The sequence below is a fragment of the Collinsella sp. i06-0019-1H4 genome (assembly GCF_042849575.1).
Taxonomy (GTDB): domain Bacteria; phylum Actinomycetota; class Coriobacteriia; order Coriobacteriales; family Coriobacteriaceae; genus Collinsella.
In genome coordinates this window covers 871,020-886,532 of sequence record NZ_BAABYB010000001.1, presented here as the reverse complement: position 1 = coordinate 886,532, position 15,513 = coordinate 871,020, and the positions used below count along the sequence as shown (strand labels likewise).

Below are 15,513 nucleotides of genomic sequence, written 5' to 3'. Positions count from 1 at the left end.
AACTATACTCGGTTAGTCACAGAACGGGAACGTAAGTATGCGCTGCCTTATCATCCACAACCCGGCATCGGGTCCCAGCTCCGATGAAATCTTCGCATTCACGCACGCCCTTGCACAGGGCGGCGACGAGGTCGTGATGCGTTTTATCGGCGATGGCATGGAGCCCGAGGACGCGGTAGCGGACGTTCGTGAGTTCGATCGCGTGGTCGTTTCGGGTGGCGACGGCACCGTCTCCAACGTGCTCGACCAGATGCGCGGGTGCGGTGTCCCTACGCTCGTCTTCCCCTCCGGCACGGCTTGCCTGTTCTTTAACAACATCGGCAATGCCCCCGAGGCGGCGGCACTCGCCAAGGCTTGCCGCGCCGGCCGCACGGTCAAGGTGGACATGGGTGAGCTCTTTTGGCTCGACGAGAACGGTAACGAGAAGCGCCACGGCTTTATCATCATCGCCGGCTCGGGCTTCGACGCCGAGATCATGATGAAGGCCGCTCCCACCAAAAACGACATTGGCGAGATCGCCTACTTCCTCTCCGCGCTCGCTACGCCCAACCCCACGGTGGCACACTTCACCATTGAGCACGACGGCATCGTCGAGGAGCTCGACGGCATCTGCTGCATGGCAGGCAATACCTCGGTCATCCAAAACGACATCAACCTATTCCCTAACTGCCGCATGGACGACGGCATGGTCGACATCGTCGTTATTGAGCCCGTACGCACGGTGCAGCTGCTCCCCACGGTAATTACCGCCGCGCTCGACCCCGCTGGCAAATTGCTCGGCCGTCCGCAGTTTAAGATCATCCAGACCAAGGAAGCCAAGATCACCTGCACGCCATCGCTGGGCATGCAGTTCGATGGCGAGATCATCTCCAGCAACTCCGGCGTCTTTGGCGCCCGCGCACTGCCGCAATGCCTCGATCTCATCGTCGACGAATTTTCACCACTCGGAAAATAGGAGGGCCCCATGAACGACAATCCCCTGATTGGCTTTATCGTCATCGTCTTGGCCATGCTCGTCGGTTACGCCATCAATGTGATTCACCGCCGAAAGAAGTAAATCCACATTGGTATGATATTCATCCAGTTATCGACTCTCCCGTTGTTTATGCAAATCCTAAACAGCGGGAGAGTTTTCTTTTTGAGCATTGTCTGGCGCTTTATTCAGCTACAGTAAATGCAGGGTGCCTTTATTTAACTAAAGCAATAAAATGAGTATTATTATCCGCTCATCGTATATTTCTTCACGCTCATCGAGTAAAAGCTGTTGTCGAATGAATACTCTTTACACTTCCTTTAGGCTAGTAGATGTATTTATTAGCTGAAACTCCGTACGGTTTCGCGGGGTTTCAACAGTTGGGAGGGATCATGAGGTTTACTCATCCTGTCAACACGCTCAAGAAGCTCGGCTGCGGCCTTGCATTTGGAGCAGCGGCCATTATGGCCATGCCGACTTCGGCGCTCGCTTGCACCCAGATCTACATGGGCAGCCAGCTCACGGCAGACGGCAACACGTACTACGGACGCTCCGAGGACTTCGGCCCGCGCTACATCAAGCACTTTGGCATCGAGCCCGCACACAAGGACGGCAGCAAGTACACCTCGGTCGAGTCCGGCTTTGAGTACAAGTCCAAGGGCGCAACCTACCGCTACACCTTCGTTCGCGACAACCCCTCTCAGTGGGAAGATCGTTACGACGCATATTCCGAGGCTGGCATCAACGAAAAGGGCGTTTCCTGCTCTGCCACGCTGAGCACCTCCTATAACGAGAAGGCAGAGGAAGCCGACCCCGTCACCGAGGAGACCGGCATCGGCGAGTACAACTACGCCAGCGTCATTCTGGGCGAGAGTGCCACGGCCCGCGAGGGTGTCGAGCTCCTCGGCAGCTTGATTGACGAGCAGGGCGTCTGCTCCAACGACCAGATCATCATTGCCGACAACAACGAGACCTGGCTGTTTGCAGCGCTTTCCGGCCATCAGTGGATCGCCATGAGGCTCACCGACGATATCGCCTCGCTCAATCCCAACATCGGCAACCTCACCTATGACGTCGACCTCGACGACACCGAGAACTGCCTCCACTCCGAGGGCATCGAGTCCATGCCTAAGGAGAAGGGCTTTGCCGAGTACACCGACGGCAAGTTCGACGTCGCCAAGACCTACGGCGAGGAGATTAGCGAGGCCGGTATGCACCAGTGGTCGCGCTATGTCCAGGGCCGCGATTACTTCATGGCTCCGCTTGCTGAGGGCACCGACTATGAGATCGTCAAGGACGAGCGCGAAGACGCTCGTGCGACGACCGGCGCCCTGGTCCACGAGATGCAGCCGCTGTTCTTCCAGCCCGGCAAGTCCGACTGGAACACCTTTGAGATGATTCGTTCCTTCGCCGCTCGCGGCGAGAATGTCGCCGGCCTCAACGCCAACACCGACGGCGCCTATGCCATCGGCTCCAACCGCAACACCGAGATCCACACCTTCCAGATCCGTCACGGCATGGACCCCGAAATCGCGACCATCCAGTGGGAGATGCTCTCCAACGCCGAGTTCTCCGTCGCTATCCCCCTCTATTCCGCACTGCTCACCGAGGTAAGCCCCTACTTCAGCGATCAGGATGTCTCCTTCGACCACTGTGAAGAGGAAGACGTCGTGAACAACGAGGAGCCCAAGAACTCCATCAACTACGTCCTCATGGACATCAACACACTCGCCTATGAGAACCGCGACAGCTGCGCCACCGGCGTCCGCGCCTATCTCGACGCCCTGCAGAAGGAGCTCATTGAGCAGAACCTGACCGTCGACGAGGCCATGCAGGCCGCCGAGGACACCGAGGCCCGCACCGCCCTGGCCAACAAGGCCGGCAAGGCAGCGACCAAGAACACCTACGTCAAGTGCAAGGCCATGCTCGAGGAGATGCGCGACTACCTCAAGGAGGGCGACTTCTCCGAGGAGTTCGTCCCGAGTGACTACGATGCCGACAACGACTGCCTGGTCGAGTCCATCACCTACGCCGACGAGGCTCTCTCCGATAAGGACGTTGCCGAGCCCGAGGCTGAGGAAGAGGCGACCGAGGAGAAGTCCGAGGGCAACAACATGGCCGCCATGGCCGTTGGCGCCGTCGTCATCATCGGTGTCTGCGGCTTCGTGCTTTATCGTCGCAAGAAGGCCTAAGGCCCTTGCGTTCCAAGAGACGGGCGGGGTCGCATGAGTCATCCCGCCCGCTCAGCCTGCCCTTTTGACCGGCAGGAAACGCCGCCGAAATCTTTTCAAAAAAGATTTCCCCGCACACACTTCGCTGTGCTATAGTGCAGCGCAACAGCAACGAGGTGCGACCGCGCCAAGGCATCACGAAAGGAGCCACCAAGATGATGAACACGATGAAGTCCCTCAACAACTGGTGGTGGCGTGATGCGAATACGATCGGTCGACAGTGAGTCCCTCACGCCTGTTTTTGCGCTCTAGGTGATTGGAAGGCCTCCGGTTTCGACCGGGGGCCTTTTTCTATCTCGAGCCCGATCGCGTTCGCATCACGCGCCTCCGCTTTCTTCTCTTGTACTTCCCTTCCGAAAGGATTTTCACCATGTCTCAGAACACAACCACCGCACAGCCCCGCACCGTCCAGACCGCCGACCGCGGCAAACTCGACGTCCGCGCCCTCGTCTTGCTCGCCATCCTGCTTGCCGCCGGCTTCATCCTCAACTTCACCGTCGGCAAGGCAATCTCGGGCATCTCGGGCGGTATGATCAGCCCCGAGTTCATCATCTCGGCATTCTGCCTCACCATCCTGGTCGTTCGTCCCAACATTGGCCAGGCGCTCGTCATTGGTCTCATCTCGGCGGCCGTGATCCAGATCACTACCACCTCGCCGTTTGTCGATTTTGCCGCCGAGGGCATCGCCGCTATGCTCATGGCCGTCATTGTCAACGCTGCCGCCAAGGACGGCCAGGTTAAGCCCGTCGTCGCCATCGCCGCAACATTCGTGACCACCTTTGTCTCGGGCGTCATCTTCATGGTCATCAAGATGGCCATGCTCGGCGTTGTGGGCGAGCTCGCCGCAGCCATGCTGCCCGTCGTCGCCATGACCGCCGTATTTAACGCCATTCTGGTCGGCGCCCTCTACCTGCCCATCCAGAAGGCCCTTAAGCTCAACTAACCTGCTCGGCTTTACGAGCCACCCCATCTTGGCGTTCATTCGTCGCTCGCGTACCCAAGTACGCTTCGCTCCTCTTTCGCGCCAACCTGGGGCACCTCGTAAAGCCGTTTCCGTGCTTCACCACCAAAGACTGTCCCAAACAACGAGCTTTTGGGGACGTTCCTAAACGACTTGTCATGTAAGAACGTCCCCAATGACTATGAAAGGTATCCATGGAAACGATCATCAACGTCGACGATGTCTCGTTCTCCTATGGCACGCAAACCGAGCAGGCGCTCAGCCACGTTTCGCTCAGCGTGAACAAGGGAGATTTCATCGGCATCATCGGGCCCTCGGGCGCCGGTAAGTCCACACTTGCCGCCTGTCTGTCGGGCGCCGTGCCTCACCACTACACCGGCGCCTTTTATGGCTCCGTGTTAGTTGACGGCCACGACACCTGCGAGGTCTCGCTCACCGACATATCGCAGATCGTCGGTAGCGTGCTGCAAGACATTGACACGCAGATGGTCGCTTCGGTCGTTGAGGATGAGATGCTCTTTGGTCTCGAGAACTTTGGCGTTCCGCACGACCAGATCGAGCAGCACGTGAGCGAGACGCTTAAGACCGTCGGCATTAGCGACCTGCGCGACCGCGAGATCGCCACCCTCTCGGGCGGTCAAAAGCAAAAGGTAGCTATCGCCGCCATCCTCGCCATGCGTCCGCGCGTCTTAGTGCTCGATGAGCCAACCGCAGCACTCGACCCCGCCAGTTCCACCTTGGTCTTCGAGACGCTGCGCGAGGCAAACCGCGCGCTCGGCATCACCATCGTCGTCGTTGAGCAAAAGGTCGCTCTGCTTTCGGAGTACTGCAACCGTGTGTTGGTGCTCGATCACGGCCAGATCGCGCTGCAAGGTGAGCCGCACGAGGTCTTCGCACGCACCGACGAGCTTCGCACCATCGGCGTCGATTGTCCGCGCGTCACGCGCATCTTCAACAGTCTCGAGGCCGATGGCTTGGTAAGCGGCACGCCCTGTCTGGATGTCGACGAGGCAGAACGCCTGATCACGGAAATCGTCGACCCCGACCGTGCGACAAGCGATACCCAGGCGCCCGCAGGCTCCCCGCACGCGCCGTCGCTGCGCCCGCATGCGAAAGACGCCGAGCCGGTGCTCACCTTTGACCATGTCGAGTTTTCTTACCCCCATGGAGGCGCCGCCGTCCACGACCTCAACTTGACGCTCTACCCCGGCGAGCTCGTGGGCATTGTCGGCCAAAACGGAGCCGGCAAAACCACGCTCACCAAACTGCTCACGGGTTTGCTCAAGCCCGCATCGGGCAGCGTACGCGTTACGGGCTTGGACACGGCATCGGTTCCCACGAGCCGCATCGCACACGAAGTGGCAACGCTTTTCCAGAACCCCGACCGCCAAATCTGCAAAGACACCGTGCTCGACGAGGTCGCCTTTGGTCTAGAACTTGCCGGCATCGACCGCGCCGAAGCCCTGCGTCGCGCCCAGCTGGTCATCGACCGCTTTGGTCTGCCCGCCGACGAGGCACCGTTCTCGCTGTCACGCGGCCAGCGCCAGATGGTGGCGCTGGCATCCGTTGTAGTGGTCGAGCCCAAGATCGTGGTGCTCGACGAACCCACGAGCGGCCTGGACTACCGCGAGTGCATGACCGTGATGGAAACGGTGCGCACCATGGCCGAGCGCGGTTGCGCCATTATCATGGTCTGTCACGACATGGAAGTCGTTTCCGACTTTGCCGAGCGCATCGTGGTGATGGCCAACGGTCGCATCCTCGACCGCGGCCGCACGCACGAGCTGTTCTCGAACATCGAGCTCATGCAGCGTGCCTACGTTGAGCCGCCCCAGGTCATCGAACTCTCGCGCCGTCTGGCATCCATCGTCTCGCCCGCCTTTACACAGGTGAGTGAGGTCACTGATATCGTTCGCATTACCGAGGAGATGGTCCGCCGTGGTTAACGTCATCGACTACATGCCGGGTGACACGTTGCTACACCGCCTGAACCCCGTCATCAAACTGGGCCTCGCCGCCGCCATCATCATCGGTATCTTCTTGTCCGACACCTATGTGGCACTGCTGGGCTTTCTGGCGCTCACGCTCGCGCTGGGAGCCTACGCCGGCGTCGTCGACCGCCTGCTCGCGCTGCTCAAGCTACTGATTCCACTCGCGCTCATCATGCTGGTGCTGCAGCTGGCTTTTATGCGCGATGGCAACGTGGTGTGGAGCTTTGTCACCGATGAAGGCCTCATCACCGGAACAAAGGCCTGTCTGCGTCTGCTGGGCGTGGCGCTACCGCTTATTCTGATGCTCATGGTGACCAAGCTCAACGACCTTGCCAACGCCTGCGTCGAGGTGCTGCACGTTCCGTATCGTTACGCCTTCACCTTTACCACGGCGCTGCGCTTTGTGCCAGTGTTTGGCCAGGAGATGAACGCCATCATGGAGGCGCAGACCGCACGCGGCATCGAGTATGACACCAAGAACCCCATCAAGAAGCTCAAGCTCATGCTGCCGCTGTGCGTGCCGCTACTGATCTCGAGCGTGGGTAAAACCGATGCCACGGCCCTGGCAGCCGAGCAGCGCGGCTTCTACCTGCGCACGCGCGCGAGCTCGTACAAGCGCTACCCCATCAAGGGCCTGGACATTGCCATACTTATTGTCAGCATTGCCCTCATCGTCCTCGGCTTCCTGTTTTAACCCATCGCCCCCGGCAACCGACAAATGCAAAAGGCCCCGGCTCGCATCAAACGAGCCGAGGCCTTACTGTTTTCCCAGATAAAACCTACCAAAATAAACCTGTCCCTTTTTTGGCAGGTCGAGGGCTACAGGCGGTAGGGGGCGCCGCTGCGGATGATGGATTCGCGCACCAGGACGTCCATGGCGTCAAGGGTAATCTCGGGCATCTCCCGGTACTTTTGCAGCACCGAGAGCTCGGTGCAGGCCAGAATGACGCGGTCGCAGCCGCTGCGGGCGAACTCCCACATCACGCGGTCAAACTTGTCCATATCGGGCTCGCGTCCGGCCTTCACGTCATCATAAATCAGCGACATCACGTCGGCCTGGCGCTTCTCGCTGGGATAGACGACCTCGACGCCCGCGGCCTCGCACTCGCGCCCATAGACGCCTGCACCCACGGTGCCGTCAGTGCCCATGATGCCGATCTTGCGCACCGGCTCGGACGGCATGCTCAGGTTGGGATCGAACTCGCACTCCCCCATCACCGCGCCCGCCAGGGCATAGCGCACCGACTCACGCGGCATGTGGATAATCGGCACCTTGGTAAACGACTGAATCTGGTCGTAGAAGTAGTGCGATGTGTTGCAGGGAATGGCAATGTGCGCGCAGCCCAGTGTCTCGAGCGCCTGTGCGCACTCCTTCATGGTCGCCAGCAGCTCGGCATGCTCGCCGGTCTTGATGGCCAGCGTACGGTCGGGCATGGTCGACTTGGAAAGCACCACCATGTCGATATGCTCCTGATCATAGGCAGCAGCCGTATGACGCACGACCTGGTCGTAGTAATACGACGTGGCCTCAGCGCCCATGCCGCCGATAACTCCCAGCTTTTCCATCGCCGCCTCCTTGGTGACGCCCATGCAATTGCTCGTATCATGCCCGCGCCCGTCCGATGCAAACCGGGCGGGCGCCGCGCTCATCTACTTGTAATACGTCTTGAACAGCTTAAAGTGACGCAGCTTGGTGTGCCACATGCGCAACCAGCGGTTAAAGACAAAATCGCCCTTCATAAACGAAGGATCGGCAGCCTTGCCCTCCTTGGCCAGACGATGCGCCTTCGCACGCAGCTCGGGGTCCTTGACATACTTGTCAACGACGCCCATGGGGACAACCATCCACAGCGCCTCGTCCTGCGCCGTCACAAATTCCGGCTCAAACGGACGGTTATAGACGTACTCATCCACCACGTATTTAGCAACGTTAAAGCCGCTGTTGGTGACGTAGTAGTTACTGCGGCCCTGACGCGTGTTGAAGTCGAAGAACTTAAACGAACCATCGCGTTGGTCGTACTTGACGTCGAAGTTGGAGAAGCCCGTGAACTTAAGGTCCTCAAGCAGCTTGCGCACGCCACCCATGAGCTCGTCGTTGGGCTCGGTGATGATGCAGGCGTGGTTGCCGACACCATGGGGCTGATGCTCCTCGAGCAGCACGTGACCCAGGCACATCATGCGAACCTTGCCGTTGCGGTCGGAATAACTGGTAAGCACGCGCATGTACTCGTCGTTGCCGGGCACGCGGTCCTGCAAGATGAGGTCATCGGTGTAGCCACTGGCGTACACATCGCGAATGACCTGCTCCAGCTCGGCGCGATCGGCAATCTCGTAGGCCTTCTTCTGGCCCTCGAACTCGTGCTCCCACCACATGATGCCGTCAGAGGGCTTCAGAATCATCGGGAAGGGAAAGTCGATCTGGTCGAGCACCTCGGCGGAAGCCTCGCCCTGGGCGTTGAGCATCGCCATGGTAAAGGTAAACGTGTGCGGATAGGGTACACCGTGCTTCTCGCACAGCTCGTAGAAGATCTCCTTCTTCTGGCACTGCTCGAGCATACTGTAGGGCGCATAGGGCGCGATGACGTTGGAGGCAAGCTGGCCGGCATCCTGAGCCTGTGCGGCAAGCGCGACGTAGTTATCGCCGCAGCCCATGAGGATAATCTTCTTATCGGGATTGGCCTGTGCAATGCCGTTGACGGTCTCGATCATGACCGGCATAGTGTCGATATCCACATTGGGCGTATAGTCGATAATCTGGCTGCGGTATGCAGGACCCGTCTGATACTTGCCAAAGACCAGGCTCTTGACCTGATACTCCTCGTAGAAGGCGCGCGCCACCGAATAGGCGTTGATATCGCCGCCGAGCAGCACGGGTATAAACTCGCGCTCTGTAAACTGCAATGCCATGGAAACTTCCTATCATCAACTGCCCGTACGATGGGCGGTCTTTATGCAACTGGTTTATTCTAGCGTGCCAAACTGCCGCTTCCCAAAGTTCCACCATATCTATGGCAAGCAGGCGCTTATGATCGAGCCCGCAGGGTTCCGTAACGTTAAAGTTGAACTCTATGGTTTCTTAACAATTCACTATAACTGCAGGTCAAGACCAAAACCTCAAGTTCAACTTGACCCTTTAGAACCTTTAAGGTTCAAGTTGAGGTCGAAAGCAGTAGTAGAATACCTTTCGAACTATAACCTACGATTGATTGCAGAGGGACTGGATGCAGCATTCGAACCATCGCACCGCAGCGCTCATCGCGTCGAAGCCGGCTCGTATCATCACGAGCGCCGCGCTTGCCGTTACACTGACGGCCGCGCCGATGCTCTCCCCCGTCGCAGCCTATGCCGCCTCGCAGGCAACGCAGGATCAGCTTTCCGCTGCCCAGCAGAAAATCGAAACCGCCACGAGTGCCTACAACGAAGCCCGCACCAAGCTCGAGGATCTGCAGAAGCAAATCGACACTAACGAGGCAAGCATCGAGAAGATCGAAGCCGAACTTCCCGATCAACAGGCCAAGGCGAGCTCCGCCATGCGCGATCTGTATAAGTACCAGAAGGGCACCAACCCCATCGTGAGCTTCCTGGTCAACGCGCAGAGCCTGAGCGAGTTCATCACCACCTGCAAGTACACCAACCAGATCACGAGCTCGAGCGTCGACGAGATCGAAGAGCTCAACAAGATGCAGACCGAGCTCGAGCAGAACAAGACCGAGCTCGAGCAGGCCAAGTCCCAACTCGAGACCGAGCAGAAAACCGCCGAGGACGCACTGGCACAGGCCCAGCAGCTTCGCAGCGAAGCCCAGGCAAAGGCCGAGCAGGAGAATGCCGCCGAGCTGGCCAAGCTCGAGGCCGACAAGGCCGCTGCCGCCGAGAAGCTCTCGGGCGAGGGCGTGAGCGGCAACAACTCCAACAGCCAGGCCAATAACGCCAACACCACTATCGACACCACGGTGAACAACTCCAATACCGGCAACTCCGATTACGACTCGTTTATCAACGAGTGGACGAGTCGCATCGACAACTACCTCGCCGGCTCCCCCATGGCAGGCCAGGGTTACAACTTTGCCGTGGCAGCCTGGAACACCGGTGTTGACCCTCGCTGGTCTCCCGCCATCGCCTGCATCGAGAGCAGCAAGGGCCTCTATTGTGCCGGCTCCTATAACGCCTGGGGCTGGAGCGCCCGCGGCGGCGGCTGGCGGAGCTTTGGTAGCTGGAGCGAGGGCGTCTCTGCCCACGTTGCCTACCTGGGCGCCAACTATGGCTCCACGCTTACCCCGGCAGCCGCCAAAAAGTACTGCCCGCCCACGTGGCAGGACTGGTACAACAAGGTTGCAACCCAGATGAACCGCATCTAAGATCAACGTCAAAGGGCCCCAATTGGGGCCCTTTTTCTTTTACGCGACGGAGGTATCGACGACGCCAGTCGCGTTTGCAATGGCAACGATGATAATCATTGCCAACAAGAGCACACCCATAGCCTTGAGCCAGAGCTTTGCAAGCTTTTTACCGTGGTATCTATCGAGTAGCTCAAACCGCCGGCGAAGGCGGCGTTTGTCGAGCATCACAAAATGAATGAGCACTACGAGACCGTCGACGAAGATAAAATACTCAATCGCGAGAAACCACATCGGGTAGTTTTGGTTGGCGCCCGTAGGATGAAAAACGGCAAAATGGCTTCCGGCAAAGAAAACAAGTAGCGAAAGATAGACGAATGCGTTCCAAATGCGCCCAACGGTGTCGGGAATGCGGGAGAGTAAATTCGGGCGCTCAGGCACCAACGGCAATCCACCCTGAGACTGATCCGTGGGGAGCACGGGCGCAGGGCACATGGCTCGCCGCTCGGGAGGCTCTTGGAAAGAAGCAGCATTCGGCGCGCACGACGGCGTCGGCGCGGACGACGCATACGATGCGCGCGCAGCGTGCCCTAGCGCCTTCGCGCTTGCAAAGCGCTTGTCCGGATCGAGCGCCATCGCCATGCAAATAACATCGGCAAGCGAGGCGGGGATATCATATGCCTCGCATTGCTCGCGCATGCCCCGACCCGGCTTGGGGTCGGCCCCCGTCAGACAAAAGAACAGCAGGGCACCGAGCGCATAGACATCGCTGCGCACGCTCGTCTGACCAAAACCATACTGCTCGGGTGGCGCATAGGGACGCGTGCCAAACTTAACGGTATCGGCATCGGCTCCCTCACGCCACACGCGAGCGATTCCCAAGTCGATAATCACCAGCGATGAAAATGTCATGCCTGTATCGGGCGTATAGTTCGCGCCCGACACGATGATATTCGAGGGCTTTAGATCGCGATGGATCACCGGAGCGGCCATCTCCCCCGCCGACGCAAAGCCGGCATGGAGCTCCGCAACTGCATCACAAAGGGCGCCAAACAGCTCACAAGCATAATCGGGCGTCGCACCCAAACGCCCCACCAGGGCCCCGAGCGTTTCGCCTTCGATGTATTCCATGACCACGCAGAGCTCATCGCCCGCGCGGCGGCAATCGACAATCCGAGGCAAGTGCTCGTAACGTCGCCCGGCACGCTGGGCCGCAAACAGGCGTTCATACGCCCCGCCAATCTGGGCCGACGCGTCGATGCGCTTGCGAACAAAGGGGCCAAGAGATCCTCCGCCGGAGCCCTCAAAGTACACGAGCTCGGTCGTCTCGACGTCGGAGTGCTTGAGCACACGGTCTACGCGATAACTGTCATCACGCTCAAGTGACGCCAGGTGTCCGGCGAGCGCAGCGGTCAGCTCATCATCGGAATATGTTGGGCTCTGAGTATCCATAGCGTCCATAATAACGCAGGGCACGGACGCCCCATGACGCCCGTGCCCTGCACGTTCTAAATATCGTGAACGGCGCTTCCGCCGGCAGCCAACCGTTAGCTCACCGTCTCCTCACCAAAGCGATACAGCTCCTCGTTCACCTTTTGCAGGCTGCAGCCGCGATCGATACAGAAAATGATGATGGCGTCACGGCGGTCCTTGCAGTTGAGGACATTGGCGCCCGCCGCCGTCAAGGCTCGGTTGGTCTCCTTGAGCGTCAGCGCCATGGCAAAGGCAATCTGCAGCACCTTATTGCGGCTCGGATGCCGCGCACCGGTAAAGATCTGATAGCCAAACGTCTCGTTGAGGTCGGCCATACGCACCACGCGCGAACGCTCCAGCCCCTTTTCTTCCAAAAGCTGTTTCAGATACTCCGAAAGCGACGGGGCGGTAAAGTCGTGCTCTTTGATATAGCCCTCGATACTCGGGGCATCAAGCAGCTCGTTGAGCAACTCTTCGGTTAGCTTCTTATCGGGCATATGGCCTCACCCCCAGCTCGCATAGTAACCATGTTTTTAATTCTAGTTAAAAACCGCTCACGTCAGAACGTTCCCAGCTGGCAACCTGGTCGGGAGATACCGTGCTCATCGCTTCGAACTTCCAGGTGCCGCCCGCCTTGAGATGGTTGGTGTTCGCAAGAGCCGTTCCCACCTGATTGCCGTCTGCGTCATACAGAACATACTCAATCTGAATGTAGCTTTGCTCTTTATCCGTATTATTGGTCAACGTGCCAGTGATCTTATACGCGAACTGATTAGACGTATCCCCGGCCTCATCCGAAACCGTATAGGGTTCTTGTGCCTCTTTTTGCTCCTCGACTTGCTGGGTCTGTTCGGCAGGCTTTGCTGCTTCACCCGTTGACGAATCGGACGAGTTACCACCCATAGAGCCTACAACGCCGGCAACAACGAGCACCACGATGACACCCAAAACGATCTTGCCGATCGGCTTCTTTCCCTCTTTTGCCATTATGCATCCTTCCTACGATCCGGCTACCGTGCCGGCACACAGCACATCGTAGGAGGCAGCGAGCTCAAATTCATTAGCTGGGAGCTAATGTCGCAGCACAGCTTGCCATCTGGCACTCATTGAGTCTTTTTTCCTTCACCGAACTCACTCCTTTGTTGTTGACTATTAAACATTTAGACGTAAACTGCTTTGTTACCTTGTCAACATCTGAAAGGAACCTCATTGGGAAAAGACGTACTGGTGCAGCAACTCGTCGACTCATTCGACAGCTGGCCCGCCAAAAATTCCGGTTGCGGATCGTCCCGCATGACACAAGAGCTCTATCCTTTTGACAAGCTCTTCTCTCCCATCAAAATTAACAAGCTCACCGTCAAAAACCGCATTGTCATGGCACCGATGGGCAATATCGACATGTGCGAGGAAACTGGTCGTCCCAGCGACATGATGCTGCAGTACTTTTTCGCCCGCGCCAAAGGCGGCTGCGGCCTCATCACAACAGGACTCGTACCGGTAAGCCACGGCATCGATACCACGGTCACCGAGCTGGACAAGCTCACCTATTTCCCGCGCATCGATCGAAGCCGAACCGTTATGGCAGGCTGGCGCGACCTTGCCCAAGGTGTCCATGCCTTCGGATCGCGCATTTTTGTCCAGCTTACGGCCGGACTCGGCCGCGTGGGCAACCCGCAATGCCTCATCACGCAAAAAAAGTTTCCGGTCTCGGCGAGTTTCTTGCCTAACTACTACATCCCCGCCATTCCATGCATGCGCCTCTCGGATCAAAAGCTGCGCCGTATCGTAAACAATATCGGCCAAGCGGCGGCCGATGCTCATGCCATGGGCATCGATGGCGTCTATTTGCACGGGCACGAGGGTTATCTTATCGAGCAGCTCGGAAACCCCGCCTTTAACCATCGCAAGCTCGGACGTTATGCCGATTGGCGTCAATTTGGCCTCGATATGATCAAAGAAATCCGTCGCCGCGTTGGGCCCGACTACCCCATCATGTACCGCATCGACCTTTCGCTTGCACTCGAGGAAACCTATGACGAGCAGGTCATGAATTCGACCTATCTGGGACGCATGCGCGGCGGCCGCACAGTCGAACAGACCCTGGGTTATATGGAAGAGCTCGTGGCGGCGGGAGTAGACATCTTTGACGTCGACCTTGGTTGCTATGACAACTGGTGGATGCCCCACCCGCCTGCGAGCATGCCCGCAGGCTGCTTCGTTCCCGTAGCGCGCGCCGTTCGGGAGCGCTTTGCCGCCGACAATATCCGCTCCAATGCCGGCCTTCCCATACCCGTTGTCGCGGTGGGTAAGTTGGGCTACCCCGACATTGCCGAACGCGCCCTTCGCAATGGCGACGCCGATATGATCATGCTCGGACGCCCGCTGCTTGCGGATCCCGAGTGGCCCAACAAGGCGTACGCCGGTCGCGTGGCAGATATTCGCCCCTGCATCGGATGCCAGGAAGGATGCCTCAACGAGTTTGTCGAAGGGGGCCATCCGCAGTGTGCCGTCAATCCACGCTGCAGCTTTGAATACCTCATGCCCCAGACACCCGCTCCCGCCATAGAACCCAAACGCATAGCGGTGATAGGAGCCGGACCCGCCGGGATGGTCTGTGCGCTAATCGCCGCGCGTCGTGGCCACGACGTAAAGCTCATCGACGCCGAAGATGAACTTGGAGGAAAACTCCTCTCCGCCAGCACCGCCCGGATCAAGTTCGACCTCGATAATTACCGCTCCTATCTTGTTCGACAGGTGCGCGAGCAGACAGAAAAACCCAACGGGAACCTGACACTCGAGCTTGGACGGGCAGCACGCGCCGAAGATCTTGCAAAAGCAGGCTTCGACGCAATCGTGTGTGCAACAGGCACTTCTAATGCGATACCGCCCATCCCCGGCCTTACGGAGCTTGCAGCATCGGGCCATGCCGTGCAGGCAACGCAGCTACTGCGCCAACCCGCGCTGCTTGGCAACGCCAAAACCGTCGCCATCATTGGCGGAGGGGCCGTGGGCTGCGAGGTTGCCCAATGGCTCACCGTCGAACACGGCATACCACAGGTCAGCGTAATTGAAATGCTGCCTCACATGATGCAGGGCGCCTGCACGGCAAATCGCGGCCACCTACTCCATACGCTCAGGGGACGCAATGTGCGGCTCCTCAATATGACACGCGTCGAGCGCGCGGAAGTCGGCGGCAAACGCGAGTCTGGAGCCCCATCGAGGTGTGCGCGTCTCCACTTGAGTCGCAACTGCCACAAAAACGTTCCCGACCCCTACGTCTCGTGGTCACCGGTCTTGCCCGAGAACGTCGAAAACCCGCTTGCACCCAAAATCGGCAACGACTGGAAGTCACTCGAGCTAACCTGCGACTTGGTAATCATTGCCTGCGGCGGACACCCCGACGACGCGCTGTTCTACAAACTGCAGCAGACGCACGCCGCTGACGAGCTGCATAACATCGGCGATGGGTTTGCGCCCGGCCGTGTGCTCGAAGCGGTCCGTGCGGCATACCGACTCGGCACCAATATCTAACACGAAAGGATGGGCTCAC

At 58.7% G+C, this 15,513-nt stretch carries 12 protein-coding genes; 7 read left to right on the top strand and 5 right to left on the bottom strand.

The genetic code is table 11. From position 1 onward, the window contains the following. The first annotated feature begins 37 nt into the window (after positions 1–37). The 5 genes from ACGHEN_RS03760 (at position 38) to ACGHEN_RS03740 (ending at position 6,850) form a co-directional block, all read left to right on the top strand. On the top strand, positions 38–955 hold the full coding sequence (locus tag ACGHEN_RS03760) for a diacylglycerol kinase family protein (RefSeq protein WP_329737842.1): 918 nt from the start codon (positions 38–40) through the stop codon (positions 953–955). Positions 956–1,365: 410 nt separating this feature from the next. Continuing rightward, the gene (locus tag ACGHEN_RS03755) at positions 1,366–3,165 is read left to right on the top strand and encodes a C69 family dipeptidase (protein WP_390397378.1); all 1,800 of its coding nucleotides are present in this window, start codon (positions 1,366–1,368) and stop codon (positions 3,163–3,165) included. A gap of 409 nt (positions 3,166–3,574) precedes the next feature. Continuing rightward, a complete protein-coding gene (locus tag ACGHEN_RS03750; protein WP_390397376.1) occupies positions 3,575–4,147 on the top strand; it encodes a hypothetical protein in 573 nt (190 codons plus the stop codon). 212 nt (positions 4,148–4,359) lie between these two features. After that, positions 4,360–6,111: an ABC transporter ATP-binding protein gene (locus ACGHEN_RS03745; protein WP_390397374.1), complete on the top strand. Its 1,752-nt coding sequence runs from the start codon at positions 4,360–4,362 to the stop codon at positions 6,109–6,111. After that, positions 6,104–6,850, top strand: coding sequence for an energy-coupling factor transporter transmembrane protein EcfT (locus ACGHEN_RS03740; protein ID WP_373204860.1), 747 nt, complete (start codon positions 6,104–6,106; stop codon positions 6,848–6,850). The genes ACGHEN_RS03745 and ACGHEN_RS03740 overlap by 8 nt, the downstream gene beginning before the upstream one ends. 125 nt (positions 6,851–6,975) lie before the next feature. Here the strand turns inward: ACGHEN_RS03740 and ACGHEN_RS03735 are convergent, their stop codons facing one another. Further along, on the bottom strand, positions 6,976–7,722 hold the full coding sequence (locus tag ACGHEN_RS03735; protein WP_390397372.1) for an aspartate/glutamate racemase family protein: 747 nt from the start codon (positions 7,720–7,722) through the stop codon (positions 6,976–6,978). Positions 7,723–7,806: 84 nt separating this feature from the next. Next, positions 7,807–9,063: an ATP-grasp domain-containing protein gene (locus ACGHEN_RS03730; protein ID WP_118081792.1), complete on the bottom strand. Its 1,257-nt coding sequence runs from the start codon at positions 9,061–9,063 to the stop codon at positions 7,807–7,809. A gap of 314 nt (positions 9,064–9,377) precedes the next feature. Here ACGHEN_RS03730 and ACGHEN_RS03725 point away from each other — a divergent pair, with 314 nt between their 5' ends. Further along, on the top strand, positions 9,378–10,511 hold the full coding sequence (locus tag ACGHEN_RS03725) for a coiled-coil domain-containing protein (RefSeq protein ID WP_390397370.1): 1,134 nt from the start codon (positions 9,378–9,380) through the stop codon (positions 10,509–10,511). Between the two features lie 39 nt (positions 10,512–10,550). Here the strand turns inward: ACGHEN_RS03725 and ACGHEN_RS03720 are convergent, their stop codons facing one another. The 3 genes from ACGHEN_RS03720 to ACGHEN_RS03710 all read right to left on the bottom strand — a co-directional run bounded on the left by ACGHEN_RS03720 (position 10,551) and on the right by ACGHEN_RS03710 (position 12,950). Next, positions 10,551–11,966: a serine/threonine protein kinase gene (locus tag ACGHEN_RS03720; protein WP_390397369.1), complete on the bottom strand. Its 1,416-nt coding sequence runs from the start codon at positions 11,964–11,966 to the stop codon at positions 10,551–10,553. 71 nt (positions 11,967–12,037) lie between these two features. Beyond that, positions 12,038–12,460, bottom strand: a complete 423-nt coding sequence (locus ACGHEN_RS03715; RefSeq protein ID WP_390397367.1) for an XRE family transcriptional regulator — start codon at positions 12,458–12,460, stop codon at positions 12,038–12,040. A gap of 46 nt (positions 12,461–12,506) precedes the next feature. After that, complete coding sequence (locus tag ACGHEN_RS03710; protein WP_390397366.1) at positions 12,507–12,950, bottom strand: FxLYD domain-containing protein; 444 nt, start codon at positions 12,948–12,950, stop codon at positions 12,507–12,509. Positions 12,951–13,172: 222 nt separating this feature from the next. On the opposite strand from ACGHEN_RS03710, the gene ACGHEN_RS03705 reads away from it, so the two are divergent. Next, positions 13,173–15,494 (top strand): NAD(P)/FAD-dependent oxidoreductase, encoded by a 2,322-nt coding sequence (locus tag ACGHEN_RS03705; RefSeq protein ID WP_390397364.1) that lies wholly within the window; start codon positions 13,173–13,175, stop codon positions 15,492–15,494. Positions 15,495–15,513: the final 19 nt, after the last annotated feature.

Coding starts and splice junctions, on each gene's coding strand:
- ACGHEN_RS03760 (WP_329737842.1), top strand. CDS start 38: ATGCGCTGCCTTATCATCCACAACCCGGCATCGGGTCCCAGCTCCGAT.
- ACGHEN_RS03755 (WP_390397378.1), top strand. CDS start 1,366: ATGAGGTTTACTCATCCTGTCAACACGCTCAAGAAGCTCGGCTGCGGC.
- ACGHEN_RS03750 (WP_390397376.1), top strand. CDS start 3,575: ATGTCTCAGAACACAACCACCGCACAGCCCCGCACCGTCCAGACCGCC.
- ACGHEN_RS03745 (WP_390397374.1), top strand. CDS start 4,360: ATGGAAACGATCATCAACGTCGACGATGTCTCGTTCTCCTATGGCACG.
- ACGHEN_RS03735 (WP_390397372.1), bottom strand. CDS start 7,722: ATGGAAAAGCTGGGAGTTATCGGCGGCATGGGCGCTGAGGCCACGTCG.
- ACGHEN_RS03730 (WP_118081792.1), bottom strand. CDS start 9,063: ATGGCATTGCAGTTTACAGAGCGCGAGTTTATACCCGTGCTGCTCGGC.
- ACGHEN_RS03725 (WP_390397370.1), top strand. CDS start 9,378: ATGCAGCATTCGAACCATCGCACCGCAGCGCTCATCGCGTCGAAGCCG.
- ACGHEN_RS03715 (WP_390397367.1), bottom strand. CDS start 12,460: ATGCCCGATAAGAAGCTAACCGAAGAGTTGCTCAACGAGCTGCTTGAT.
- ACGHEN_RS03710 (WP_390397366.1), bottom strand. CDS start 12,950: ATGGCAAAAGAGGGAAAGAAGCCGATCGGCAAGATCGTTTTGGGTGTC.